Annotated in this window: 19 protein-coding genes and 1 tRNA gene; 12 read left to right on the forward strand and 8 right to left on the reverse strand. The window is 45.3% G+C overall.

Translation table 11 applies throughout. The features are described from left to right. Window positions 1–25 precede the first annotated feature (25 nt). Genes mreC through tldD form a run of 7 tightly spaced genes read left to right on the forward strand, consistent with a single transcriptional unit; the run spans window position 26 to window position 9,762 of the window. The gene (gene mreC / locus ACM0P2_RS01280; protein ID WP_419227159.1) at window positions 26–916 is read left to right on the forward strand and encodes a rod shape-determining protein MreC; all 891 of its coding nucleotides are present in this window, start codon (window positions 26–28) and stop codon (window positions 914–916) included. Continuing rightward, entirely contained in the window at window positions 909–1,385 is a 477-nt protein-coding gene (mreD, locus tag ACM0P2_RS01285; RefSeq protein WP_419227160.1) for a rod shape-determining protein MreD, read from the forward strand. The genes mreC and mreD overlap by 8 nt, the downstream gene beginning before the upstream one ends. A gap of 36 nt (window positions 1,386–1,421) precedes the next feature. Continuing rightward, window positions 1,422–2,012 (forward strand): Maf family protein, encoded by a 591-nt coding sequence (locus tag ACM0P2_RS01290; protein WP_419227161.1) that lies wholly within the window; start codon window positions 1,422–1,424, stop codon window positions 2,010–2,012. Then, on the forward strand, window positions 2,009–3,475 hold the full coding sequence (gene rng, locus ACM0P2_RS01295) for a ribonuclease G (RefSeq protein ID WP_120962836.1): 1,467 nt from the start codon (window positions 2,009–2,011) through the stop codon (window positions 3,473–3,475). The genes ACM0P2_RS01290 and rng overlap by 4 nt, the downstream gene beginning before the upstream one ends. A gap of 27 nt (window positions 3,476–3,502) precedes the next feature. Continuing rightward, a complete protein-coding gene (locus ACM0P2_RS01300; RefSeq protein WP_419227162.1) occupies window positions 3,503–7,516 on the forward strand; it encodes a YhdP family protein in 4,014 nt (1,337 codons plus the stop codon). Then, window positions 7,509–8,327: a carbon-nitrogen hydrolase family protein gene (locus ACM0P2_RS01305; protein WP_120962832.1), complete on the forward strand. Its 819-nt coding sequence runs from the start codon at window positions 7,509–7,511 to the stop codon at window positions 8,325–8,327. Before ACM0P2_RS01300 ends, ACM0P2_RS01305 begins: the two co-directional genes overlap by 8 nt. Continuing rightward, window positions 8,320–9,762 carry a metalloprotease TldD gene (gene tldD / locus ACM0P2_RS01310; RefSeq protein WP_105929965.1) on the forward strand — a complete coding sequence of 481 codons (1,443 nt, stop codon included), beginning with the start codon at window positions 8,320–8,322 and terminating at the stop codon, window positions 9,760–9,762. The genes ACM0P2_RS01305 and tldD overlap by 8 nt, the downstream gene beginning before the upstream one ends. Window positions 9,763–9,846: 84 nt before the next feature. Here tldD and yjgA read toward each other — a convergent pair whose 3' ends face one another. Then, entirely contained in the window at window positions 9,847–10,407 is a 561-nt protein-coding gene (gene yjgA, locus ACM0P2_RS01315) for a ribosome biogenesis factor YjgA (RefSeq protein ID WP_105929966.1), read from the reverse strand. Between the two features lie 72 nt (window positions 10,408–10,479). On the opposite strand from yjgA, the gene pmbA reads away from it, so the two are divergent. Next, window positions 10,480–11,811 (forward strand): metalloprotease PmbA, encoded by a 1,332-nt coding sequence (gene pmbA / locus ACM0P2_RS01320; protein WP_120962828.1) that lies wholly within the window; start codon window positions 10,480–10,482, stop codon window positions 11,809–11,811. Window positions 11,812–11,864: 53 nt separating this feature from the next. On the opposite strand, the gene ACM0P2_RS01325 is transcribed toward pmbA, so the two are convergent. Next, window positions 11,865–12,734 (reverse strand): AraC family transcriptional regulator, encoded by an 870-nt coding sequence (locus ACM0P2_RS01325; protein WP_419227163.1) that lies wholly within the window; start codon window positions 12,732–12,734, stop codon window positions 11,865–11,867. Between the two features lie 104 nt (window positions 12,735–12,838). Here ACM0P2_RS01325 and ACM0P2_RS01330 point away from each other — a divergent pair, with 104 nt between their 5' ends. After that, window positions 12,839–15,958 (forward strand): beta-galactosidase, encoded by a 3,120-nt coding sequence (locus ACM0P2_RS01330; protein WP_419227164.1) that lies wholly within the window; start codon window positions 12,839–12,841, stop codon window positions 15,956–15,958. 147 nt (window positions 15,959–16,105) lie between these two features. On the opposite strand, the gene arcA is transcribed toward ACM0P2_RS01330, so the two are convergent. The 6 genes from arcA to ACM0P2_RS01360 all read right to left on the reverse strand — a co-directional run bounded on the left by arcA (window position 16,106) and on the right by ACM0P2_RS01360 (window position 22,885). Continuing rightward, window positions 16,106–16,813 (reverse strand): two-component system response regulator ArcA, encoded by a 708-nt coding sequence (arcA, locus tag ACM0P2_RS01335; protein ID WP_105929970.1) that lies wholly within the window; start codon window positions 16,811–16,813, stop codon window positions 16,106–16,108. Window positions 16,814–16,970: 157 nt separating this feature from the next. Next, window positions 16,971–18,614, reverse strand: a complete 1,644-nt coding sequence (locus ACM0P2_RS01340; RefSeq protein ID WP_419227165.1) for a sensor histidine kinase — start codon at window positions 18,612–18,614, stop codon at window positions 16,971–16,973. A gap of 112 nt (window positions 18,615–18,726) precedes the next feature. Further along, a complete protein-coding gene (glgA, locus tag ACM0P2_RS01345; protein ID WP_419227166.1) occupies window positions 18,727–20,145 on the reverse strand; it encodes a glycogen synthase GlgA in 1,419 nt (472 codons plus the stop codon). 142 nt (window positions 20,146–20,287) lie between these two features. After that, window positions 20,288–21,370, reverse strand: a complete 1,083-nt coding sequence (locus ACM0P2_RS01350) for a methyltransferase (RefSeq protein ID WP_419227167.1) — start codon at window positions 21,368–21,370, stop codon at window positions 20,288–20,290. Beyond that, a complete protein-coding gene (trmB, locus tag ACM0P2_RS01355; RefSeq protein ID WP_419227168.1) occupies window positions 21,370–22,089 on the reverse strand; it encodes a tRNA (guanosine(46)-N7)-methyltransferase TrmB in 720 nt (239 codons plus the stop codon). The genes ACM0P2_RS01350 and trmB overlap by 1 nt, the downstream gene beginning before the upstream one ends. A 91-nt stretch (window positions 22,090–22,180) precedes the next feature. Further along, window positions 22,181–22,885: an alpha/beta fold hydrolase gene (locus ACM0P2_RS01360; RefSeq protein ID WP_419227169.1), complete on the reverse strand. Its 705-nt coding sequence runs from the start codon at window positions 22,883–22,885 to the stop codon at window positions 22,181–22,183. A 150-nt stretch (window positions 22,886–23,035) separates the two neighbouring features. Here ACM0P2_RS01360 and mutY point away from each other — a divergent pair, with 150 nt between their 5' ends. The 3 genes from mutY (at window position 23,036) to ACM0P2_RS01375 (ending at window position 24,661) form a co-directional block, all read left to right on the forward strand. After that, complete coding sequence (gene mutY / locus ACM0P2_RS01365; RefSeq protein ID WP_419227170.1) at window positions 23,036–24,103, forward strand: A/G-specific adenine glycosylase; 1,068 nt, start codon at window positions 23,036–23,038, stop codon at window positions 24,101–24,103. 58 nt (window positions 24,104–24,161) lie between these two features. After that, on the forward strand, window positions 24,162–24,434 hold the full coding sequence (locus ACM0P2_RS01370; RefSeq protein WP_025256893.1) for an oxidative damage protection protein: 273 nt from the start codon (window positions 24,162–24,164) through the stop codon (window positions 24,432–24,434). 151 nt (window positions 24,435–24,585) lie between these two features. Further along, window positions 24,586–24,661 (forward strand) — tRNA-Phe (locus ACM0P2_RS01375). Window positions 24,662–24,729: the final 68 nt, after the last annotated feature.

The raw sequence follows: 24,729 nt of genomic DNA on the forward strand, positions 1-24,729 counted from the left end.
ACCGTAAGGTTGCCTTATTTGTATCATGGATACTATTTTTACTCGTGGGCCCTCTTTAAATATCAGATTAACACTGGCGCTTGTTTTGTCAGTGACACTGATATTTGTCGATCATAAATTGGATGGCTTTAAATCGACGCGAGTTTATCTGAACTCTTTAATGAGCCCCCTCCAGTATATCGCTAACCTTCCTGGGCTTTTACTTAGCGAAAGCGCTCAGCGTCTTACGTCCCAAGAACAGCTATTGGCTGAAAATCAAAAGCTCAATAATCAGCTGTTGTTGTTGAGTGAGAAGCTGCAGCAATTCGATGTTATTTCCAAAGAAAATGCCCAGCTTCGTGAGTTATTACAAGCGCCAGTGAGAGAGACCTCGCGAAAAATGGTCGCCGAGCTTATGGCTGTAGATAAAAACCCCTACAGCCAGCAAGTGGTAATAAATAAAGGGGCCATAGATGGCGTTTACTTATCTCAACCAGTGCTTGATGACAAGGGCATTGTGGGCCAAGTAATGGAAGTAGGGTCGACAAACAGTCGTGTTTTACTTATCGCCGATGTTACCCACGCCATTCCCGTGCGATCTCTTCGCAACGACATCCGCTTTATCGCGACGGGAAGCGGTGCCCTCAATGAACTTTTTCTTGAGCATGTTCCCCACAGCGTTGATATACAAGAAGGCGACACGCTTATCTCTTCCGGTTTAGGAAACGTTTTTCCTGAAGGCTATCCTGTGGCAAAAGTCACGCAAGTTGTGCGCGATGAAAGCCGGCCTTTTGCCCGGGTTATCGTTAAGCCTTTGGCTAATTTAGACAGGCTTCGCCACCTTCTTCTTCTTTGGCAAAGTAAGCCAGATGAAGATAAATCGGAACCCGAAGTTGATGATGTAATCGAGAACGAGGAGAAAGCGTCCGATGCGTAAACGTAACCTCGTTATTTGGCTAAGCATTCTGGTTGCACTGGTTCTTCAAATTGTACCTTTACCTTCGCAGGTCGACGTGTATCGCCCTGATTGGGTATTGGTCGTGCTAGCCTATTGGAGCATGGCGCTGCCTCATAGAGTTAATGTTGGTGTTGCCTTTATAACAGGGGTGGCAATGGACGTGTTAGTTGGCACAACGCTTGGGATTCACAGTTTAGGGTTGAGCCTTAGTGTGTACATATTGGCGGCAAACTATCAACGCTTACGCAACTACTCCGTGTGGCAGCAGGCGATAATTATTGGTCTTATGTCATCGCTTTATCACCTCATGACGTTTTGGGTTCAGCACCTTTTAACCGATATTTATTTTCAGGTGGATTATTTGTGGCCAGTTTTAACGTCTATGGTGCTATGGCCTTGGGTATTTTGGCTGCTAAGACGTACCCGAAGACAGTTTTCTATATCCTGATCCACCCCTCTTTTTGCTTTAACCAAAGGTAAGTCAATGACTAAATCGGTAGTATTAGCGTCAGCATCACCAAGACGCACCGCGTTGCTCAAGCAGATGAACATTGCGCATACAATACATCCTGCCGATATTGACGAGTCGCCGCGCCTCAATGAAACACCGCAACCGCTCGTTACACGCCTTGCAGCTGAAAAGGCGCAAGCCGTTAAAGCTCAGCTAGAAGCACGGCATTCTATGACCGCAGGTACCGTTATCTTAGCAAGCGATACGCTAATTGCCTTTGAGGGGCAAAGCGTTGGGAAACCAATTGATAAAGCCGACTCTAAAAAAATACTGAGAATGCTTTCTGGAAAGCAGCACGAGGTGTTAACAGCTATCAGCGCATTGAGTGATTCGCAGCAACAGACCCAAGTTATCACTACCTCTGTGACTTTTGCAGCATTGACGGATGAGCAAATTGACGCATACTGGGAGACAGGAGAACCTGCTGATAAAGCAGGGAGTTACGCTATTCAAGGTCTTGGTGGGGAATTTGTGGTATCAATTAATGGCAGCGCAAGTGCTGTAATAGGTTTACCCCTTTATGAAACCCGCCAATTACTCAACGCATTTGGAGTTGTGTCGTGAGTGCTGAACTGCTTATTAATGTTACACCATCAGAATCTCGGGTTGCTCTGATTGAAAACGGAATATTGCAAGAGATACACGTCGAGCGCCACACTAAACGCGGGCTGGTTGGCAATATCTATCGCGGTAAAGTAAGCCGTGTATTGCCCGGTATGCAGGCAGCTTTTGTTGATATCGGCTTAGAGAAAGCGGCTTTTTTACACGCGTCGGACATTGTCATTCATAACGAAATTGCAGAGGAAGTCTCGGCAAGCCATATTCAAAAACAAGACATTCGCGAGTTGGTGCGAGATGGTCAAGATATTGTGGTTCAGGTGGTAAAGGACCCAATTGGCACTAAAGGCGCGCGCTTAACAACAGACATTACTATCCCAAGCCGTTATCTTGTATTTATGCCTTCAGTTACCCATGTAGGCGTATCCCAACGCATCGAAGAAGAAGCCGAAAGAGAGCGCTTGAAGTCGTTGGTGCAAGAGTTTTGTGATGAAAACGGTGGTTTCATTTTGCGCACCGCAGCAGAGGGTGTAGGCAAAAATGAACTGCAGTCAGACGCCGCTTTCTTGCGAAGACTCTGGGATAAAATTCAGTCTCGCATGAAAAAACGCAAATCTAATGTGCTTTATGAAGATTTACCGCTTGCACGGCGCGTATTGCGTGACTTTGTAGGCACAGAACTCGATAGAATACGCATAGACTCAAAGTTATCGTTCCAAGAACTTTTTCAGTTCACCAAAGAATATGTGCCTGAAATGAACGGCAAGCTTGAGTACTACACCGGCGATAGACCTATCTTTGATCTATACGATGTTGAAAATGAAGCGCAGCGCGCGCTTGAACGTCGGGTCGACTTGAAATCTGGTGGTTACCTCATCATCGACCAAACCGAAGCTATGACCACCATAGACATAAATACTGGCGCCTTTGTTGGGCACCGTAATTTAGAAGAAACCATATTTAATACCAATACTGAAGCGACGCAAGCAATAGCTCGGCAACTAAGACTGCGTAATCTTGGCGGTATGATCCTTATCGACTTTATCGATATGATTGAACCAGATCATAAACGACGTGTCTTACATTCACTAGAGGTAGCGACTAACAAGGACAGAGCCAAAATTAATATTCACGGTTTTACCGCGTTGGGGTTGATTGAAATGACCCGTAAACGCACCCGTGAAAGTATTGAGCATATTCTCTGTGGTGAGTGCCCTGTGTGTAAAGGGCGTGGCACAGTGAAAACTATTGAAACCATTTGTTTTGAAATAATGCGTGAAATAGTGCGGGTTAATCGCGCCTATGACGCTGATAAATTTGTGGTTTATGCGTCTCCCAAAGTAGCAGAAGCGCTAATGGGGGAGGAGTCTCATATGCTGGCCGAACTCGAAGTATTTGTATCTAAGCAGATTAAGGTACAAACAGAAACACTGTACAACCAGGATAAGTACGACGTCGTCATGATGTAATGCATTAACGTTATACAAAGGCAAAATGTGACAAATTTTTCGTCGGTAGCTGCTTATTTACTTAAGAAGTTCTGGCTGCTACTCGCCGTATTACTGGTACTTTTCGCGCTAGTTTTAAGCGCTGCACGCTATGCTCTGCCGCATATTGAGCACAACAAACATTTGTTGGAAAACTATATAAATGAGCAGTATGGCGTAAACCTATCTATAAAAAGTGTGCATGCTGTTTGGCAACGCAGTGGTCCTAGCATTGTACTTAATTCGGTGTCTCTAGCTAAAGATGATGCCTCTCCAGTCGCGCTTGATATTCGGCAAATTTACGTCGAACTAGACTTTTGGGAGTCTCTGCGCCATCAACTTATTTCTTCTACTCGCTTTGAGTTACGCGGCCTTCAACTTGATATCGATGCAGACCGCTTATCAGGTGGAGGAAAAAGTAACTTTCCTGTCGTAAGTGCTCTTGAACGCTTATTCCTGGAGCAGCTACAAAGCTTCTCGCTTGAAGACGGTGCCGTATCGATAACGCATCTTAACGAGACGAACTCCTTTAACATAGAAAGCTTGTCTTGGAATAACCATAACGAGCGACATCAGGGATTAGGCCAGTTAAAAGTCGCCGAGTTAGCTGCAAATTCTGCTTCGTTTGTTATTGATATCAAGGGATCGCGCGAGGAATTTGAAGGCGTTTTCTACGCAAAAGCAGAAGAACTTGATATATCACCATGGGTTAGCGATTTAATAAAAACGAAGCGTCCGTTAACGCAAAGTCGAGCTAATTTTGAAGTATGGGCTGACTTTACCAATAGTGAAATTAATAGCGTACAGGCCGAGCTAGATAATAGCTTACTAGAATGGGGCGGCGGTCGCGCAAAAACCGTAACAGGTATCACTAGCGGGAGTTTGCAAGTATTACCCAACACGGCAAATAAACAGGGTGGATGGAATGTCAGATTAGACAATCTTGTCGTTAGTTCTAACGGTGAGACAATGACAACCGACCTTATCGGCAGTATTGCGCCAAGTGGCGATGTCTTGGTAAATACGATTAAGCCTGTTCAGGTAAATCCATTTTTACTGCTCCTTCCATTGTTTATGGACGACACAGGTGAAGACGAGATACGTGAGCTAGATCCGAAAGGCGAGCTTGCGATTTTGCAGATCCAATTACATAACGGTGAACCTTCGTTGGCTGCAAAAGTGTTCGATTTACAATGGAATAAAACGGATAAAATTCCAGGGCTGTCGTCGCTGAACGCTGACTTGTTTTGGTATAAAAACAATGGAGCAATCTACTTAGATAGCACCGATAGTGTGTTGAGCGCGGACGGGATAATTAAAAAAGACCTCAATATCCACTCATTCACCTCGCAGTTCTACATTTATCCCACAACCTCAAGCGGGAAGGAAAAACAGTGGATAGTTAAAGGCAGTAACATGCTATTTGACAGCGATGCGGTCACACTAAAACCTCAGTTTAAGCTCAATACCTCTACGGGGTTCATGTCTCTCTATGCGGACGTGAGCGCAATCCCCTTAAGTGAGGTGAGCGATCTTTTTCCGGTAGCCGTAATGGGGAAAAATACTGATAAGTATCTAACCCGCGCTTTTAACGGAAAAGGCGACATAAGCAGTGCGCGCATTCTGTGGCATGGCGCGACCAGTGACTTTCCTTTTGAGGATAATACGGGCATCTTTCAAGCATATGTCGATATCGAAGGTGGCGACTTTTTATTTGCGCCAGACTGGCCTGCGCTCAGTGATTTAGATCTCTCGCTCTATTTTGTAAACAACGCTTTGGTGATGGAGAGTCCGACCGCGACGTTGGCAGGCATGCAAATAAGTAATATGTCAGCAGCAATTCCAAGCTTTAAACCTGATGCTCGCCTAGCAATTTACGCCACCGGTGAGGGAACCGGTGACGCGCTTACTGCACTTATGATGAACTCATCCCTTGAAAATTCTTTAGGGAAAGTACTTAAGGATGAAGTGCAAATTAGTGGGCCGCTTTCCGCAGACATTAAGCTTGATATTCCGTTCAAAGGTAAAGATGTGGTGGCTTCTGGTACGGCACATCTAGCCAATAATCCCGTTTATGTGGCCACCACCAAGATGCTTTTCGATAAAGCATCAGGAGACGTGTCGTTCACCAACGGTGACATTGACGCCACTAATCTGCAAGCACGTTTCTTAAAGCAGCCTATCTACCTTTCACTGGCAGGTCGACAGAGCGATACCTACGACCTCTCAGTTGAGTTAGGGGGGCGCTGGCATGTACACCCACTTGCAAATTATGTGAATACGGAGCTTACCGACTATATTGATGGTGAAAGTGAGTGGAAGACCAGCGTTGATCTTACTTTATCGAAGGATAGCTTTGAGTACGCAGCAAATTTGACAGCTGATTTGACGGCTACGCAAAGCCTATTGCCAGCACCCTTTGATACATCAGCAGGAAGTGAACTGCCTCTCGTGATCAGTAGCGAGGGCAATAGTAAAGCTTCAAATGTTGTGGCAACGCTTGGCGACAGTATTCGTTTTGACGGAATTTTACCGCACAAGGAAATGCAGTTTTCCCGCGCTCATCTCGCGTTAGGTGAAAGTGATATCGCTAATATCGGCACGGGTTTTAGCATCAGCGCAAACTTGGCCGAAGCCGATGTGCAAGCGTGGTTTAGCACGATTGATATGCTGCTTTCAGGCGCAGGGGAAGATGCTGAGCAAAAAGCCATAGTAAAAAGCGCGCTAACAAGCGATATGGAAAATACGGCTGACTCCGAACGCAGTGCGCCCCGTGCCAATTTGTTTGGTACACCGTCACGGATTTTTGCAAAAGCTGAAAAGCTCAATTTTGCCGGACACACGATCAAAAATGCTCAGCTTAACGCGACCGAGCGGAACAAGGACTGGATTTTAGATTTGGCGTCACCTCAGGCGCGGGCCACAATTCGGATTAATAGCGATTTAGCGCAGCAAGGTATAGAGATAAACGCAGACTATTTGTCGCTAGACAAGCCGGTACAACTGGCGCCTAGCTCATCAAACGATAGTCTTTATGTAGAGAGCACCGCTGTTGTAACTGAACACGTCTCGACAAAGGAAGATTCACTGTACAATATCGATCCTATTTCTCTACCGCCCATTTATTTTTATTGCCAATCTTGCGGTTTTCATGGCATCGACTTAGGTGAAATTACCCTAGATATTGCAAAGGATGATAGCGGGCTTGCCATTCGTCAGCTTTTGCTCAAGTCAGACGAAACCAATATCACCGCCAGCGGTTACTGGAAGCACGTTGATGGAGAGATACAAAGTGCATTAAACGGTACGCTAACGTCTCCTGACGTTGGGCAAATGTTAAAAGAATATGGCGTTGAGTCGGGTATTAAAGATTCGAGCGCCGATATTAGGTTTAACGTTAACTGGCCCAACGCCCCCATGGATTTTGGTTTTGAAGCACTGAACGGCGACGTGGAATGGTCTTTGTCTGATGGATATTTAACCGAGCTTAGCGACAAAGGCTCCCGAATTTTCACGCTGTTTAGCTTAAATTCAATTGTTAGAAAACTCAGTCTCGACTTTAGAGATGTTTTCGCAAAGGGCTTTTTTTACGATGACATGGGCGGCACGCTTAATATTGTAAACGGAAAGGCGTACACCGACGATACTGAAATTGACGGTGGTGCAGGTGAAATAGAAATTAATGGTTACACAGATTTAAACACCGGTGGCTTAAACTACAATGTGTCGTTTGCGCCAAACGTCACAGGTAACCTACCGTTCTTGGTGTATTTTTTAGCAACACCACCTACAGCATTAGCCGCATTGGCCATCGACCAAGTGCTAACCTCTGCGAAAGTGATTTCGAATGTGAACTATCGCGTTACTGGCACCATAAAAGATCCTAAGTTCGACGAAGTTGAGCGTAATAGTAAAGACATTAGTTTGCCTGCGCAGAATGCGCCTGTTCCTGCTAATCCGCAAGACCGGCCGCTAACGGATGATGACCTACGCAGGGTGAAAATGGAGGTGATCGATGGTTAATCTAGTTGCACTGCAAATGACATCTACGCCCAATGTAGATGAAAATCTTGATAACGTGGCAAAAGAGATGGCAGCGGCCAATATTGAAATAAATAGTTTGGTTGTGCTGCCAGAATGTTTTGCCTGTTTCGGCGGCAAAGACAAAGGTCAGTTAACTATTGCCGAGAAAAAAGGCGAAGGTTTGATCCAACAGCGCTTGTCTGCATTGGCTGCTCAATATCAGTGTTATATCGTGTCTGGTACATTTCCGGTTAAAACGGATAATCCAGAAAAATTTTCTGCAGCCTGCATGTTGTATGGTACTGAAGGCGAGGTACTTGCAGACTATCGCAAAATACATATGTTTGATGTGTCGGTGAACGACAATACGGGAAGTTACCGTGAGTCGGCGACAACGCAGGCAGGAACTGAGGTTGTCACCATTAACACGCCAATTGGCAACATTGGGCTTGCGGTGTGCTATGATGTACGCTTTCCAGGATTGTTTTCTGCAATGGGCGATATTGATATTTTAGTATTGCCGGCGGCGTTTACCCAACGTACTGGTGAAGCGCATTGGCATGCATTATTGCAAGCCAGAGCTATAGAGAAACAGTGTTTCGTGGTGGCAGCAAATCAAAGCGGCGTGCACGCCAACGGTCGTGAAACTTACGGCCATAGCATTGTTTTATCGCCATGGGGTGAAACCCTTGCCGAACGTAAAACCGACGTAGGTTTTGTGGCGGCCAAAGTTGATATTGCAGAAAGAGAGACCATAAAACAAAATATGCCGGTTGCCGAACATAACCGATTCAGGAGTCACCTTGTTTAAATCTGTTGAGCGTCATTTATTATCTGACTCAGGGCTAGATATTTCAAAGCTAGAGAAGGCGCTAGCTACTATTCATAGTCACAGCACCGACTATGCCGATCTGTATTTTCAGTCTAGCCAGCATGAAAGCTGGGTGCTAGAAGACGGTATTATTAAAGAAGGCAGCTACAACATTGAGCGCGGCGTTGGTGTGCGCGCGATCAGCGGCGAAAAAACAGGGTTTGCTTACTCAGATGAAATAAGCGAGGAAGCCTTAACTAAAGCATGTAAGGCGGCCCGTGGTATCGCACCTAGTGGCGGTACACAGCAAGTTGCAGCATTAGGCCAAAAAGCCGTTGAAGCGCGTTATAGCGAGAATAACCCTATTCTTGCGATGCAAGATGCTGAAAAGATTTCACTGCTTAAAGCGGTCGACGCATACATTCGCAAGCAAGAGCCCTCTGCCAATCAGGTCGTCGTGAGCTTGAGCGGTGTATACGAAGAAATACTAGTAGCAGGGAGCGACGGTACGCTAGCCACAGATATACGTCCATTGGTACGTTTGAACTGCTCGGTATTGCTAGAGCAAGGTGATAGACGCGAGCGTGGATCAGCCGGCGCTGGTGGTCGTTATGCTTATTCGTTTTTCAAACAAGATGAAAACGGAAAGCCTTACTATGAGAACCTTGCTGAAGATGCACTTCACATGGCGCGAGTGAACATGCAAGCCGTTGCTTCACCTGCTGGAGCTATGCCAGTTGTACTTGGTAACGGCTGGCCGGGCGTGTTACTTCACGAAGCAGTAGGTCACGGTCTTGAAGGCGACTTCAACAGAAAAGGCGCTTCAACATTCAGTGGCCGCATAGGCCAACAGGTAGCTGCTAAAGGTGTCACCGTTGTTGATGATGGCACATTAAGCGATCGTCGTGGTTCGTTGTCAGTGGATGACGAAGGTACGCCAACCGCACATAACGTTTTAATTGAAGACGGTATTTTAAAAGGTTACATGCAAGACAAGCACAATGCCAAGCTTATGGGTGTTGCGCCAACCGGTAACGGCCGCCGTGAATCTTATGCTCACCTTCCTATGCCACGTATGACAAACACTTACATGCTGGAAGGGCAGCACGACCCTCAGGAAATTATTGCGTCTATCGATAGAGGCATTTACGCACCGAACTTCGCTGGCGGTCAGGTAGATATCACCTCAGGTAAGTTCGTGTTCTCTAGCGCGGAAGCTTACCTTATTGAGAACGGCAAAATTACTGCACCAGTGAAAGGCGCAACCTTAATTGGTAACGGCCCAGAAGTGATGCAGAAAATTTCAATGATAGGCAACGACACTGCGCTTGATAAAGGCGTAGGGGTATGCGGTAAAGACGGTCAGAGTGTACCAGTAGGTGTAGGTCAGCCAACACTTAAAATAGATGAGCTTACTGTGGGTGGTACCGCATAGCTATCCGTAGTCAATACCCGATGAAACTAAAAAGGTTGGACAGTCGTTCCAACCTTTTTTGTCTGTGGCGACAGAAGCTAACGGCTACTGGTCGTCGTGCATCACATCCTTCAAATACTGAAACAGTTCTCTAAACGCTTTCGGGGGAGCATTCTTTTCACGCTCTTTTTTAATTTGGCGATGAAACTGGCGTAGCTTTTGTCTATCGAGCTCAGGGTACTGTTCAATGAGCTTTTGAATGGCAGGGTCACCTTGTTCAATAATCGACTCACGCGCTTTCTCTAATGCATGAAATGCGGCATTTGCTGCCTGATGTTGATGGGTAAGCTTAGCCAATGCTTCTTCTATTGCAGTGGTGTCTCGATTACGCAAGGTTTTACCGATGAACTGAAGCTGACGGCGATAACCATCCTTTTTCTTATTAACCCTACGCGCTATAGCCACCGCATCTGCTAACTCTTCATCCATGGGAATAGTGGCAATATGGGCATCGGTCAGGTTAACCAGAGTTTCACCTAGCTTGTGAAGTTCTTTTGCCTGACGCTTAAGTTCAGTTTTACTGACTAACTCTTCCTCTTCGAACTCATCTGCTTGCGCATCTTCGAAGTAAGGATCTTCGGGAGAATTGTATTTCTGATCACTCATTTCAAACTCATTAGTGTTACACTTTAGCTAAATTGTAACTATCACAGTCGAATTAAGACAGCGAAACTTACTATGCAAATTGAGCAGCAGTTAGGCGACATTCAAAATGTCGTAGATGATGTACTAAAATTAGCGCTATCTAAAGGCGCGACCCAAGCCGAAGCCAGCATGTCTAAAGTGCAGGGCATTGCCGTATCTTCACGTATGCAAGAAGTTGAAAACGTTGAGTTTACTAACGACGGCGGCTTAGGGATCAGCGTATATGTGGGCAAGCGTAAAGGGAGCGCGTCTACCGCAGATTTAAGCAAAGCGGCACTGACGTTGGCGGTAGAAAAGGCCGTAGATATTGCGCGATATACAAGTGAAGATCCGTGTACAGGACTAGCTGACGCAGATCTTATTGCGACAGAATTTCCTGATTTAGACTTATATCACCCAGAAGAGCTTAATACTGAGAATGCGATCAAAATTGCCATTGAAGCTGAAACGGCTGCAATGAACTACGACCCGCGCATCACTAATTCAGATGGCGCATCGTATAATGCGAACCTGGGTATGCGTGTGTACGGTAATACCCATGGAATAAACGCAGGTTATCCAAGCAGTCGCTATTCACTAAGCTGTATGGTTATTGGCGCACAAGATGGCGATATGCAGCGTGACTATGCCTACACGGTAAGTCGCAAAGCGGCACTGCTTCAATCGGCAGCGTCTGTCGGTGAAGACGCGGCGAAAGCCACTGTTGACCGTTTAGGTGCGCGTAAAATCAATACAGCGAATGTACCTGTGCTTCTGCATCGCGATATCGCGTCTAGTCTGTTTGGGCATTATGTGGGCGCAATTAGCGGTGGTAGCCTGTATCGCCGTTCAAGCTTCTTACTAGACAGTTTAGGCAAACAAGTTTTCCCTGAGTGGCTTAATATTGAAGAGCGGCCATTTATTAAAGGTGGTCTGGCAAGCTCAAGCTTTGATAATGAAGGCGTAGCGTGTTCTGACATGACCATTGTTGAAGCAGGGCAGTTAGCCACATATCTTTATACCACTTATTCGTCGCGCAAGCTTAACACCCGTTCGAACGGCCATGCTGGTGGTATTCACAACTGGCTAGTGGGTGATACGGGTCAAAGTGATGCTGAATTACTTAAAGAAATGGGCACAGGTCTGTTTGTGACCGAACTGATGGGGCAGGGCGTTAATGGTGTCACTGGTGATTATTCACGCGGTGCAGCGGGATACTGGGTTGAGAATGGTGTCATTCAATATCCAGTGCACGAGGTAACCATTGCCGGCAATCTGAAAGATATGTTTAAAGGCATTGTTGCGATTGGCGCTGAAAAAGATGTACGGGGCAGTGTGCAGACTGGGTCGGTGCTTATTGACCAAATGAAAATAGCGGGAAGTTAAGCTTACAACCCTCATATTTTATCTATACCGTTCAACGAGGTTAATAAAACCTGTTAGCTCACCGATGATTGTTCGTTTACATTGCGAAACTCGGTGGGCGACATGCCCGTGGACTTCTTAAAGCGCTTTGAAAACGTAAACACGTTTGCATAGCCCACATAGCTTGCGATATAGGATACTGGCCATTGGGTACTTAGTAGTAAGCTTTTTGCTCTGGCCATGCGCAGGTGGATGACATGCTGTTTCGGACTTCTTCCATAGGTTTGTAAACAAAGCCTATGAAGGTGAGGGGATGAATAATGGGCTTTCTCACTTAAGCTTTTAATATCCCAATCAAACTGCAGTTGTTTATCTACAGCTGAAAACAAGCTGTTTAGCCTGTTGATTTGACGTCTTTCCTTTTGCTCACCGGTTATACATTCTCCGAGCTGTTTCTCGATAATGGTGTAAAGGTATTTTGATACTATTTGCATCGCCGCCTGTCTGCTCTCGACATCGCGCTCTAGATACAGAAGCTCCATAGCGTGATGCAGTCCTTCTAAAGCCACATTGTCTAAAACTACAGCGCTATGGTTTCTCAGCGGTTTCCAACGTTCAACATCCGCAAGATTGAGCCAAATAATATCCCATTGCTCACTAACGATAGATACTTCGAAACTCTGATTAGCGGGCAAAATAATAAGCTGCCCCTCAGACAATGACATATTTTCACATGGCGTGCGAAATATACCTTCCCCACTGAGGCAATAAAACAACGTATGGTTAGGGGGCGAGACGCGTCCAACCGTGTAGTTGCCTGATAAATTAGAGCATCCGGCAAGCTCTATTTCTAGCTCACTAATTTCTGGTGCATTGCTGCTATCGATAAAGCGTTCAAAGCAGCTTGGTCCTATGTCTACAATATCTTTGAAACTAGGTTGCATAAATATGATTTGATAGTTTTGGATAAATAGATGAAAGATTAGAGCATAAAGGATTCACTGAAAGTTAGCTATATTGAGAGTAACTAAAATGTAAGAGATAAAATATGCTTAATGTTGCGCAAGTAGTGGCTCAGAATGATTGGCAAAACCCCGTGGTGTTTCAGCGAAATCGAATCAATGCTCACAGTCCTCATCATGGTTTTACTTCGTTAGAGAATGCGCTGCACAATATCAAAACACGCACGTGCAGCCTTAATGGTCAATGGGATTTTCGGTTATTTGATGCGCCTGAGAGCGTCCCCGAAAGTTTACTTTCTACAACATTGAGCGCTGAAGAAGGTAGCCTTTGGCAGCCCATCGTTGTTCCTTCAAATTGGCAGCTGCAAGGGTATGACAAGCCTATTTACTGCAACGTCAAATATCCTTTTGCGGTAAACCCTCCAGTTGTGCCTAAAGATAATCCTACAGGTTGCTATCGCACAGTTTTCACTGTCACAAAAGAGCAGCTTTCACAACGTAATCACATCGTATTTGAAGGGGTGAATAGTGCCTTTCATCTATGGTGCAATGGAGAATATGTTGGTTATTCTCAAGACAGCCGTTTACCTGCTGAATTTGATATTACAAAGATACTGGTAGAGGGCGAAAATCGCCTTGCTGTTATGGTGATCAGATGGTCTGACGGTAGCTACTTAGAAGACCAAGATATGTGGTGGTTAAGCGGTATCTTTCGCGATGTTAGCCTAATAACTAAGCCTCATCATCATATTCAAGATGTGTTTGTTACACCAAGCCTTGATGCTTGCTATCGAGACGGAAGTGTCTCAGTGCGTACCGCCATCAATGCACCTTCTACCTTTAAAGTGGGTATCCAGCTTTTTGATGGTGATAACGCTGTTACAGAGCAAGCGATTACCGGTACCAATAATAAGCGTATAGATGAAAAGGGCGGTTGGGATGATGTGGTATTCCAAACGTTGGCTGTAAAAGAGCCCAAACACTGGACCGCAGAAACACCAAACCTGTACCGCATTGTCGTATCCCTTATTGATGAGAGTGGCAACACAGTAGACCGAGAAGCCTATAACGTGGGCTTTAGAACTGTTGAAATGAAAAACGGTCAGCTGCTTGTTAATGGTAAAGCAATATTGATTCGCGGCGTGAATCGACATGAGCATCACCAAACCAAAGGTCACGCTATTAACGAAGATGACATGCTTGAAGATATTAAGCTGTTAAAGCAAAACAATTTCAACGCCGTACGCACCGCACACTATCCGAATCACCCTCGCTGGTATGAACTTTGTGATGAATACGGGCTTTATGTGGTAGATGAAGCCAATATTGAAACCCACGGTATGTTTCCAATGGGCAGGTTGTCGCGTGATCCACTCTGGGCTGGTGCTTATATGGCGCGCTTTACTCAAATGGTTGAGCGAGATAAAAACCACCCGTGTATCATCATCTGGTCATTAGGCAATGAGTGTGGCCACGGGCCGACACACGACGCCATGTATGGATGGGCTAAGTCATTTGACCCATCGCGACCAGTCCAGTATGAGGGCGGCGGCGCGGATACCACAGCAACTGACATCATTGCGCCAATGTATGCAAGGGTAGATACCGACATTAAAGACGACGCGGTGCCTAAATGGGCTATTAAGAAGTGGTTGTCGATGCCAGGTGAAAACCGGCCCGTTATTCTGTGCGAGTACGCGCATGCTATGGGTAATAGTTTAGGGAGCTTTGATGAGTACTGGAAAGCGTTTAAGGCGTATCCTCGTCTTCAAGGTGGCTTTATCTGGGACTGGGTTGATCAAGGGTTAACAAAGCATACAGAAAGCGGTGAAGCCTATTGGGCCTATGGCGGAGACTTCGGTGATACCGACAACGATAGGCAGTTTTGTATAAATGGATTGCTGTTCCCAGACAGAACTCCACATCCGCACTTGTTTGAAGCCAAATATTGCCAGCAACACGTGAGCTTCTCACTGGTGGAAAAAGACCATACCCTCGCGCTTTCTTTAAAAAGCGACTACTTATTCAGGCGAACAGACAACGAGCGTTTACGCTGGCAGGTACTTGAAGACGGTAAGGCAATTGCAGAAGGCGAATGCGACATTGATATCGCTCCTCAGCAAACACAGACCCTTGATATAAACCCTGAAATTACGTTTAAGGCTGGCGCTGACTATCACCTAAACATCGACGTGGTGTTAGCTAATGACTGTTCGTGGGCGAACGCGGGGCACGTAATGGATACCGCGCAATTAGCGCTTGCCAACAAAAGCGGTATTGTATCTTTTGCTTCAACGGATAAAGACGTAGAAAGCGTCAAAGCAGATATAGGTGTAGAAGCGCAAGATGCCGTGCTGCTTGTTAGTGTGCAAAACCAGGTGTTCAGCTTCAATAGTAAAAGCGGGCTGTTAACGTCATGGCTTAAAAACGGGAATGAGACCCTTAGCGCACCCCTAGAAGACAACTTTTTCAGGGCTCCGCTAGATAACGATATTGGTGTGAGTGAAGTCGATAACCCAGATCCAAATGCGTGGGAGTCACGCTGGCGTCGTGCCGGTATAGGGCAATGGGGACGCACTTGCACCCATATTGACGTAAAACAGAGTACCAGCGATGTGCGTATAACATCGTTATTTGAATATCATCACGCTGATATGCTCGTGGCGGCGACTAAGTGGACGTATACCATTAACAGGCAAGCGAAGCTGAAAGTGGACGTAGAAGTGCTGTTAGATGATAGCTTACCGCCTATGCCTAGAATTGGTTTGCAAACTGCAGTACCCGCTCAGACCGAGTTGCAGCAAAATCATTTAACCGTTTCTTGGTTGGGTTTGGGCCCGTTTGAGAACTATCCGGATAGAAAGGCCGCGGCCCGTTATGGTCACTACGCGCTGACAATTGATGAATTGCAAACGCGATATATTTTTCCAACTGATAACGGTTTGCGAAGCGACTGTAAGCAATTAAATATTGCGGGTTTGCAAGCGCAAGGAAAGTTCTACTTTAACGTCAGTGAATATGGTCAGGCACAACTTGATAATGCTAAACACACCAGTGATTTATCCCCGCAAGATTGCATCTTTGTTTATATCGACCATGCACATATGGGAGTTGGAGGAGATGACTCATGGAGCCCAAGTACGCACAAAGCTTTCCTGTTAGAGGAAAAAATGTACCGGTATTCATTCCTTTTTGAAGCAATATAAATAAAGCACTTTACAGAGCTGCCGTGCGCGCAGCTCTGTCGCTTAAGCTCGCTAACGTGGGATATGGCTTCTTAAGGTTTACCTATAAAAAAGCCGCTACGTTTTGTAGCGGCTTCTTGCAGATTCAATACTGGCAAAGGTATTAACTTAGCCGTCAACTTGCCCACAGAAACGGTAGCCTTCACCGTGAATAGTTACGATCAATTCTTCATCTGTAGGATCTGATTCAAAGTGCTTACGAATTCGGCGAATGGTTACGTCTACCGTGCGGTCATTAGGGCGCAGCTCGCGGCCTGTCATTTCCATAATAAGCTGTTCGCGGGTAAGGATCTTACCTGGGTTACTAAGGAAAAGGTGAAGAGCACGGAACTCACTGCGTGGTAAACGGAATTCTTTGCCGTTAGGAGAAATCAATGAGCGGCTATCGCCATCAAGTGTCCAGCCGTTAAAGCTTACGCGGCTTGGTAAATCGTCGTCTTCAGCAGAATTAGTTGTGCGAGAGAGTAAGTTGCGCGCGCGAATAGTTAGCTCGCGAGGATTAAATGGTTTAGTCAAATAATCGTCTGCACCAATTTCTAGACCTAAAATACGGTCCACGTCGTTGTCACGACCAGTAAGGAAAATTAAACCTACATTTTTACGGTCACGCACTTCGCGCGCCAAAATAAGGCCATTTTTCCCTGGAAGATTAATATCCATAATCACCAAGTTAATAGCGTGATTCTCGAAGAAATCATGCATTTGATCACCATTTTCGGCTTCAAATACATTATACCCTTCCGCTTCAAATAAACTCTTAAGCGTGGTACGGGTTACCACTTCGTCTTCAACAATTAACACATTTGGCGTCTGCATGGTGTTCTACACTCTTTCTAAAATACGATTTAAGCAACTAACTGGTTAAATTTTAATATTCATACACTTGATTGCAAGTAACTTGTGAATATTCTTAACAGTAAGATATTGGGGTTAGCCAATAAAAAACAAGAAAAGTTCATACTTTATACAACTATTACGAGGTTTTCGCATTAATAACGGGGAATACAATTATAAATTCCACTCCTTCGCCTTCCTCACTGGTTATCGATATCGAACCATTAAGCGCTTGCGTCACCAAGTTGTAAACTAAGTGCATGCCTAGTCCTGAGCCGCCCTGACCTCGTTTTGTCGTAACGAACGGGTCGAATATTCGCTTGCGGATCTCAGGTGGAATGCCTTTACCGTTATCGGTATAAACAAGCTTGAGTTTATTATCACTAACTAACTCGGCACTAATGTCTATTGTGCCTTCTTCCATTGATTCAAACCCATGAATAACTGAATTCATAATTAAGTTAATCAAGATTTGATTTATTGGGCCAGCCTTCGTTTCAACGTTTAAGGTAGGGTCGCAATTTACGTTGATGTTGTGTTTTAATTTTTTTAGTCGAGGCTGCAATGACAGTAGTATCTCATTAACTAGCTGCACAACGCAAAAACTTCGGCTAGATTCTGACGTTTGATCCACCGCAACTTGCTTAAAACTGCTAATTAGTTCTGCTGCTCGGTTCAAATTCCGATAAATGATGTTCAGATTTTCTTTGCTTTCATCTAAAAAGCGCTTCATTGCGCTGGCCTTGAGCGTCTTGTTGTCGAAGTCTTTCTGGATAACCTCAAGTCTATCTAACATCATGGTAGATGCTGTAACGCCTAAGCCAATTGGCGTGTTTACTTCGTGGGCAACACCCGCAACCATATCACCCAGAGACGCCATTTTTTCATTTTGCACAATTTGTCGCTGGAATTGATGAAGCTTCTCTAGCGTTTGAATTAGTTCTTGGTTTGCGTCTTTTAATGCTGTGGTTCGATGACTCACCATATCTTCAAGGCTTGCATTAAGCTTTCTGTGCTGCTCTTCGGCCTGACGCTGCTTTTGCATATACTCTTGCATGCGAAAAAGCATGACATTTACTGCATCAGCCAGTATATCTAGCTCGCGGATACTAGAACGGTCAGCTCTTGCAGAGTAATCCCTTTGACGGGATGTACGCTGTAAGAAACTAGCAATTTGTTCCACGGGGCCGGTCACAACGCGCTGCAAGCGCACTGCTGAATAGAAACTAATGGCAAGCAAAGCAAGTGCTACTGCTATGTTAAGCCAAATTGACTTTCCAACGAGCTCATTGAAGTTATCTGATGACACTCGCAAATATATCCAGCCCAGCTGAATATTGGTTTCTGTGTCGAAGACTTTGGCACTTAATTCCAAGTAGTGACCGTTATCAGCAAACTGAGGCGCCATGAAAAGGGAAGGTAACTGACTCTCTTTTCCGCCAAGCAGTAGCTGGCCTTCTCTATTATAGGAGGCAAATATTTGAGGTTCAGATGATTGGCTTTGTAACTTATACACGTGGGCGTTTAAAACAAGCTCCGCTGCGCTAAGATTGCTCAATGCACTTTCGATGCGTTCGGGTGTTTCATCATCGAGATAGGTAGAGGCACTTCTTGCGACCAGTTTTGCGAGCATGAGTGCGTTTGACTCAAGCTCATTTCGGTATGTTTCAATTTGAGTATATACAGCGAGCGTCGACAAAACGGCAAGTGAAAACGTAGTAATAGACATTACTACCCAAAGAAAAAGGCTTCTAATAGAAAGCTTAACTGCGTTATCTGTCATATCCGTTTTGCATACAATCCGTGCACGTCTTCCATAGAACAATAGTGGCGCATTATTCTACAAAAGGAAAGACGCGCATAAACAATAATTAATATGGCAAAAACGGCGAGCTTCAAAGAGATGTATAAAGCTGTTGATAGTCTTTTGCTGCGGCCTCCCACGTAAAACGTGTTCTCATTCCCCGCAGCTGCATCTCTCTGAATTTATTCTTATCTTCATAATAGGCAAGCAGTGCGCGGCGAATACATGTCAAAAGAGCATAAGGCGTAGGATCGTCAAACACAAACCCAGTCCCTTCTTGGTCATTGCTATGGTCGATAACCGTATCTTTTAAACCGCCAACAGAGCGCACAATTGGAATGGTACCGTAGGCTAAGCTATACATCTGATTCAAGCCACAGGGTTCAAACTGAGACGGCATGAGGAAGAAGTCTGCGCCCGCCTCAACAAGATGGGCGTGTTCTGAGCTAAATCCGTTAATAAAAGCAAATTGGTCGGGATGCTGTTGGGCAAACTCACCTAAATCCATGCACACTTTCGGATCGCCGGTTCCTACAATCACCATTTGAACATTATGCTTAATCAGATCATCTAAAATCGGGAGAATATAACCGAAGCCTTTTTGTTCGGTAAGGCGACATACCATACCGATTAGCGGTATATCAGCGTTATCAGGCAGTCCACATTTTTCCTGCAATACGCGTTTACACGATGTTTTCGCATGAAAGTTTTCGGTACTGTAATTTTCTGGCAAAAATGTGTCGGTCTCAGGATTCCACTGTGTATAGTCACAGCCATTCAGTATGCCGCTCAAGTCTGCTTGCCGTTTAACTAAACGCTCGTGAAGGCCATGGCTGCCTAAATCGGTTAATAACTCTTTTGCGTAATTTGGACTAACGGTAGTAATTTTCGTTGCGAACTCAATACCGCACTGAAGCATATTGACATATCCGCCATGCACTTGATTTGAGATATCGGGATGATGGCGAAGATATGGAATGGTGTCGAGCTTATGCACCCCTTGAAAAGCCGCGTTATGAATAGTGAATACAGTTGCGGTATCTTTGAAATAGCCTGACTTTTCATGGTTGAGTAAGAACGGCAACATAGCCGTGTGCCAGTCATGGCAATGGATGACATCTGGTTGTTTATCAATCGCTTTTAGCGTTTGTAGAACTGCACCGCTGAAGAAACTGAATCGCTCTCCGTTATCGTCGTATGCATCAAATGCGTTAGCATAGAGTCCCTCTCGCATAAAATGCTCGGGTGAGTCGACGAAATAAATAGGAATATCGTGCCACTGCAAATACCGAATATTAAAATGGTAAACTTGGCCTTCAGTAAACAAGGTTTGCGGTTCTGTTACCGTGGCTAAATTAAGTTGTTCATCCAGTACACGGTAGTAGGGCATCACAATAGTAATATCCTCACCTAACGCATGAAGTGCAAGAGGAAGGGCTTTCCCCACATCTGCAAGGCCGCCGGTTTTCACCAGTTCTTCCACTTCCGAAATAGCAAATACAATATTCACAGGTGCTCTCCCAGAGCTTAATGCACAGTGCACTTATTATGTTATAAGGTTTGAACCGCATAAAAAGCCACCGAGCAGAGCACTCAATGGCTTTAACATCAGACAGTCATGCTAAATTAGCACAAGCTTATGGTTTTTTTAATTACAACGCGGCCTGATAAACAGAAAATTGTGAAGTTTGTGCTGTTGTATAAACCGTTTGAAAATGTTCTGACAGCAATCCAGGGTAAGGTAAAAAGCGGTTGGCAACCATTTGCATGGTACCGCCACGAGACAAGCAGGATTTCGCATCTGATATAAAACGTTTAGTGATCGTGTAGTCTGTTTTTACACCAGTATGGAAAGGTGGATTGGTAACGATGTGCTGTATTTTTTGCGTTATACCATGCAAACCATCAGCAGCGTACAAGGTGGCCGACAACTGATTCTCCGCAAGCGTCAGTGCACTACAATAAACCGCCAGCGCGCTCACATCTGTGAGGTGCAATTTTAAATGCGGATATTTCAGCATAATATAGCTCGCTATGACGCCCGCACCACACGCAAAGTCTAGTATTTCACCACTCAGTGAGGACGAGAGTTTTTCTAATAATAGCTCGGTACCTGCATCAAGCTCTTTATAGCTAAACACGCCAGGCATTGTGGCTACTTGCCATGATGTGCCCTCAACGGTGTAGGTGTTTATATCCACCCACGCATCGGCCTCAAACGCGATATGAGGTTCATCTACCACAACGGTAATAAGACTGCAGTGACGCGCCGAGTCGACTTTTTGTGTCGTACCATATTGCTGCATCAATTTCGCAGCGCTTTTTATACCGCCTTTATTTTCGCCTACAACGTGAATATGACCGTGTTGCCCGACCATACCTGCAGCCATTCTTAGCAGCATCTGAAAATGCGTTTTAGCTTTGGGTAAGAAAATCATCACATCGGTATGTGAATTTTCAAGCGTCACAAAGGGCGCAAATATATGAGTATGATTACCGACTTTTTGAGTCACCTCAAAACCTTTGTGGCTAATATCTCTGCTATCAAATGACGCTGAGGGAATAACCCGCACAGACTCTGAAAACACATCAAAATACTGATGAACAACGGTAACTTCCTGTGATTTTAAACTATCTAGGAAGTAAGCGTCGGAAGGGTTGATAAACGCCCATTTACCTTTTTCGAACAGTGAAATATTGCGTTCTAACAGCTGGCTTTGAGGAGATAAGATCATTACTTAGTGCGCTCGAATATTAAATCCCACACCCCATGACCTAGCTTCTGGCCGCGGGTTTCAAACTTGGTGATTGGACGATAGTCCGGGCGAGGTACATAGTCGCCATCTGTCGCAGTGTTGATGTAACCGTTTGCGTTTTTCATGACTTCAGCCATGTGCTCTGCGTATTGCTCCCAGTCAGTCGCCATATGAAAGCAGCCGCCAATGGCTAATTTAGTACGAACTAATTCAACAAATTCAGGTTGTACAATACGACGCTTGTGGTGGCGCTTTTTGTGCCATGGGTCTGGGAAAAATAGCTGGAGGCGAGATATTGAACCGTCTGGGATCATATTTTTTAGCACTTCAACCGCGTCGTGGTCCATTACACGCAAGTTCTCGACGCCTTGTTCGCTTGCTTCAGCTAAGCATGCGCCAACGCCTGGACGGTGAACTTCAATGCCGATAAAGTCTTTCTCAGGTGCATTTGCGGCCATTTCAACCAATGACTTGCCCATACCAAAGCCAATTTCTACAACAACAGGCGCACTTCGGCCAAAAATCTCTGGCAACGATAACGGTGCTTCAGCGTAGTCAATGCCCTTGGTTGGCCAGTAATCTTCTAGCGCTTTTTCTTGTGCTTTAGTAAGTCTACCTTCGCGTTTCACGAAGCTTTTTACTTTGCTTACGTATACTCCGGCGGCTTCAGCTTCCGCCTGACTTTTGAATTGCCTCATTTGCAATGCCTTTCTAACCCAATTTTCTGGTGGCGCATTATCCACTTACCCACGGCTTATGCAACGCTAGAGTAGTAAAAATGCTGTAATTTTATACGCCAATTTGCTTAGCAATAATAGATGCAACCGCTTCAGTTTGCTCAAGTACCAGCATATGTCCTGCATCACTGATAGTGTGAAACGCGGCTTTTGGTAGCTTGCCTTTCAGCTGCTGTATCGCTTGCGCCGGGGCGATAGCGTCTTGCTGTGCTGCAATAAAGGTAACTGGCGCATTGATCTTTGCCAGCGCATCAACGGTACTTTCTCGTGGCGTAGTGGCGAGCGTATGATTAAGTAAGGTTGTTTTCCCTAAATCCTGCGCCATGGATTTTACAATGCCAGCCACATGTTCATCCTTCAAACGAGAAGGGTGTATAAATCGTGAAAGATAAGCATCGTTGTCGGGTTTAAAGTTTCCTTGCTTAAGCATAGTGGTCAGTTGTTTACGCTTGGCAACTTCTTCTTTTGACAAACCTTCTGGGTTGTAACCGATTAACGTTACCGAGGCGATATTGGCAGGATTGCGCTGTGCCACTAAGGCGGCTATAAATCCACCCATGGAGTAACCTACAAGATGCACTTTTTCATTTTCAAGAATACGATCTTCGCTTAATGCCAGCATCTCTATTTGTGATGCTGCCCATTGAAGCGGTACGTAGCGACGCTGCGCGATAGTTAAAGTGCGCCAAAGGGGCATAAAAATGCGCTCATCGCAAAGCGTACCGGGAAAAAATAAAACAGGGTGCTGCACAGACACGTGTGCTCCTTAACAATAAACGGGCTAGTTACATGCTACCATAGCGCGCTTTTTAATGAATGGTTGCTACGCAGAAAGCGACCAAACGTTGTAAGTGAACAAGCATTATTGACAAACGACCGAACGGTATTCATTAGCTTATAGATGATTATGACAGAACAACAACACACAGGTAGCTTTGCAGAAAGAGTGCTTGCATGGTTCGACAAAAACGGGCGAAAGCATTTGCCCTGGCAGCAAGACGTTACGCCTTATAAAGTGTGGGTGTCGGAAATTATGCTCCAGCAAACCCAAGTTACCACGGTAATCCCTTACTTCGAACGATTTATGGCATCGTTCCCTAGCGTAGAGCACTTGGCTAAAGCATCCCAAGACGACGTGCTTCACCATTGGACAGGGCTTGGCTACTACGCAAGAGCAAGGAACCTACATAAAGCTGCGAACACGTTAGTAGACAAATATAACGGGGAATTTCCTTACACTCTTGAAGAAGTCATGGACTTACCCGGTATAGGACGCTCTACCGCAGGCGCTATATTGTCGCTATCCCGCAATATGCGCTTCCCTATATTAGATGGGAATGTGAAGCGCGTGCTGGCTCGCTACTACGCAATAGGTGGGTGGCCGGGACAGAAAAAAGTAGAGAATCAGCTTTGGGAAGTCGCCGAGAAAAACACACCTGCTAATCCAGAAGATGGGCGTTGTGCGAACTATACCCAAGTGATGATGGACTTAGGCGCAATGATTTGTACGCGTAGCAAACCAAAGTGTGATGACTGCCCGCTCCAAGCCGACTGCATTGCTTACGCACAAGGCGCGCAAACTGACTATCCAGGCAAAAAACCTAAAAAAGCGCTGCCAGAAAAATCTACTTTTATGATAGTGGCGCAGTTCAATAGCCAGGTGTATTTAGAACAGCGGCCATCAACGGGATTATGGGGGGGCTTGTATGGTTTCATAGAGGTGTCTTCACTAGAAGAGGGGGTTGCACAGCTAAACAAGCGAGGCATAGTTGTAGATGAGACTCGAGCACTAGAAGGGTTCAGACATACCTTTAGTCACTTTCATTTAGATATCACCCCGGTAGTGGCCGTGGTAAACTCCGCTCCATCAAAACGCGTTGCCGAGACGGCATCTCGCTGGTTTTCGTTAAACGAGCCCATTGAAGTTGGTTTAGCGGCACCGACAACCAAAATTATTCAGCAGCTAGTGAATTGAGCATAAACAGCGTACTGTTTATGCATTGCTAAGCAGATAGCGAACGAAAGGAAATAACATGGCAAGAACGGTATTTTGTCGCAAGCTTCAAAAAGAGGCAGACGGCTTAGATTTCCAACTTTATCCGGGTGAACTGGGTAAGCGTATTTTCGATAACATCTCTAAAGAAGCGTGGGCCGAATGGCAAAAGAAACAAACCATGCTAATTAACGAACATAAGTTAAATATGATGGAGCCGAATGCCCGTTCATTTTTGGAAGAAAAAATGTCGGCCTACTTGTTTGACGACGTAGAGCCTACGATTGAAGGCTATGTTCCGCCTGAAAAATAAGCAAAAAAGCATTTTTTGAGCAAACAATGCGCAAACAGTAATAAAAGCGCAAAAAAAGCGAGAAAAACGGTTGACTTGTGAAAGCGAAAACCGTTTAATACGCACCCACAGCAGGACAGGCAGTTAACGCCTAGAACGCTAACAAGTTTCAGCCTCGATAGCTCAGTTGGTAGAGCAGCGGATTGAAAATCCGCGTGTCCCTGGTTCGATCCCGGGTCGAGGCACCATTCTTAGAAGCCCTTGCAGAAATGCGAGGGTTTTTTTGATTCCGACGATTGGAAAACCAGGCGCACGC

The organism is Alteromonas sp. OM2203 (assembly GCF_048517045.1).
In the GTDB taxonomy this organism is placed as follows: domain Bacteria; phylum Pseudomonadota; class Gammaproteobacteria; order Enterobacterales; family Alteromonadaceae; genus Alteromonas; species Alteromonas gracilis.

Excerpts from the sequence above, each read along its gene's own strand:
- mreC (WP_419227159.1), top strand. The coding sequence starts at position 26 with ATGGATACTATTTTTACTCGTGGGCCCTCTTTAAATATCAGATTAACA.
- ACM0P2_RS01290 (WP_419227161.1), top strand. The coding sequence starts at position 1,422 with ATGACTAAATCGGTAGTATTAGCGTCAGCATCACCAAGACGCACCGCG.
- arcA (WP_105929970.1), bottom strand. The coding sequence starts at position 16,813 with ATGCAGACGCCAAATGTGTTAATTGTTGAAGACGAAGTGGTAACCCGT.
- trmB (WP_419227168.1), bottom strand. The coding sequence starts at position 22,089 with ATGAGGCAATTCAAAAGTCAGGCGGAAGCTGAAGCCGCCGGAGTATAC.
- ACM0P2_RS01340 (WP_419227165.1), bottom strand. The coding sequence starts at position 18,614 with ATGACAGATAACGCAGTTAAGCTTTCTATTAGAAGCCTTTTTCTTTGG.
- ACM0P2_RS01370 (WP_025256893.1), top strand. The coding sequence starts at position 24,162 with ATGGCAAGAACGGTATTTTGTCGCAAGCTTCAAAAAGAGGCAGACGGC.
- pmbA (WP_120962828.1), top strand. The coding sequence starts at position 10,480 with ATGCAAATTGAGCAGCAGTTAGGCGACATTCAAAATGTCGTAGATGAT.
- ACM0P2_RS01330 (WP_419227164.1), top strand. The coding sequence starts at position 12,839 with ATGCTTAATGTTGCGCAAGTAGTGGCTCAGAATGATTGGCAAAACCCC.
- ACM0P2_RS01305 (WP_120962832.1), top strand. The coding sequence starts at position 7,509 with ATGGTTAATCTAGTTGCACTGCAAATGACATCTACGCCCAATGTAGAT.
- ACM0P2_RS01325 (WP_419227163.1), bottom strand. The coding sequence starts at position 12,734 with ATGCAACCTAGTTTCAAAGATATTGTAGACATAGGACCAAGCTGCTTT.
- mreD (WP_419227160.1), top strand. The coding sequence starts at position 909 with ATGCGTAAACGTAACCTCGTTATTTGGCTAAGCATTCTGGTTGCACTG.
- yjgA (WP_105929966.1), bottom strand. The coding sequence starts at position 10,407 with ATGAGTGATCAGAAATACAATTCTCCCGAAGATCCTTACTTCGAAGAT.
- mutY (WP_419227170.1), top strand. The coding sequence starts at position 23,036 with ATGACAGAACAACAACACACAGGTAGCTTTGCAGAAAGAGTGCTTGCA.
- ACM0P2_RS01350 (WP_419227167.1), bottom strand. The coding sequence starts at position 21,370 with ATGATCTTATCTCCTCAAAGCCAGCTGTTAGAACGCAATATTTCACTG.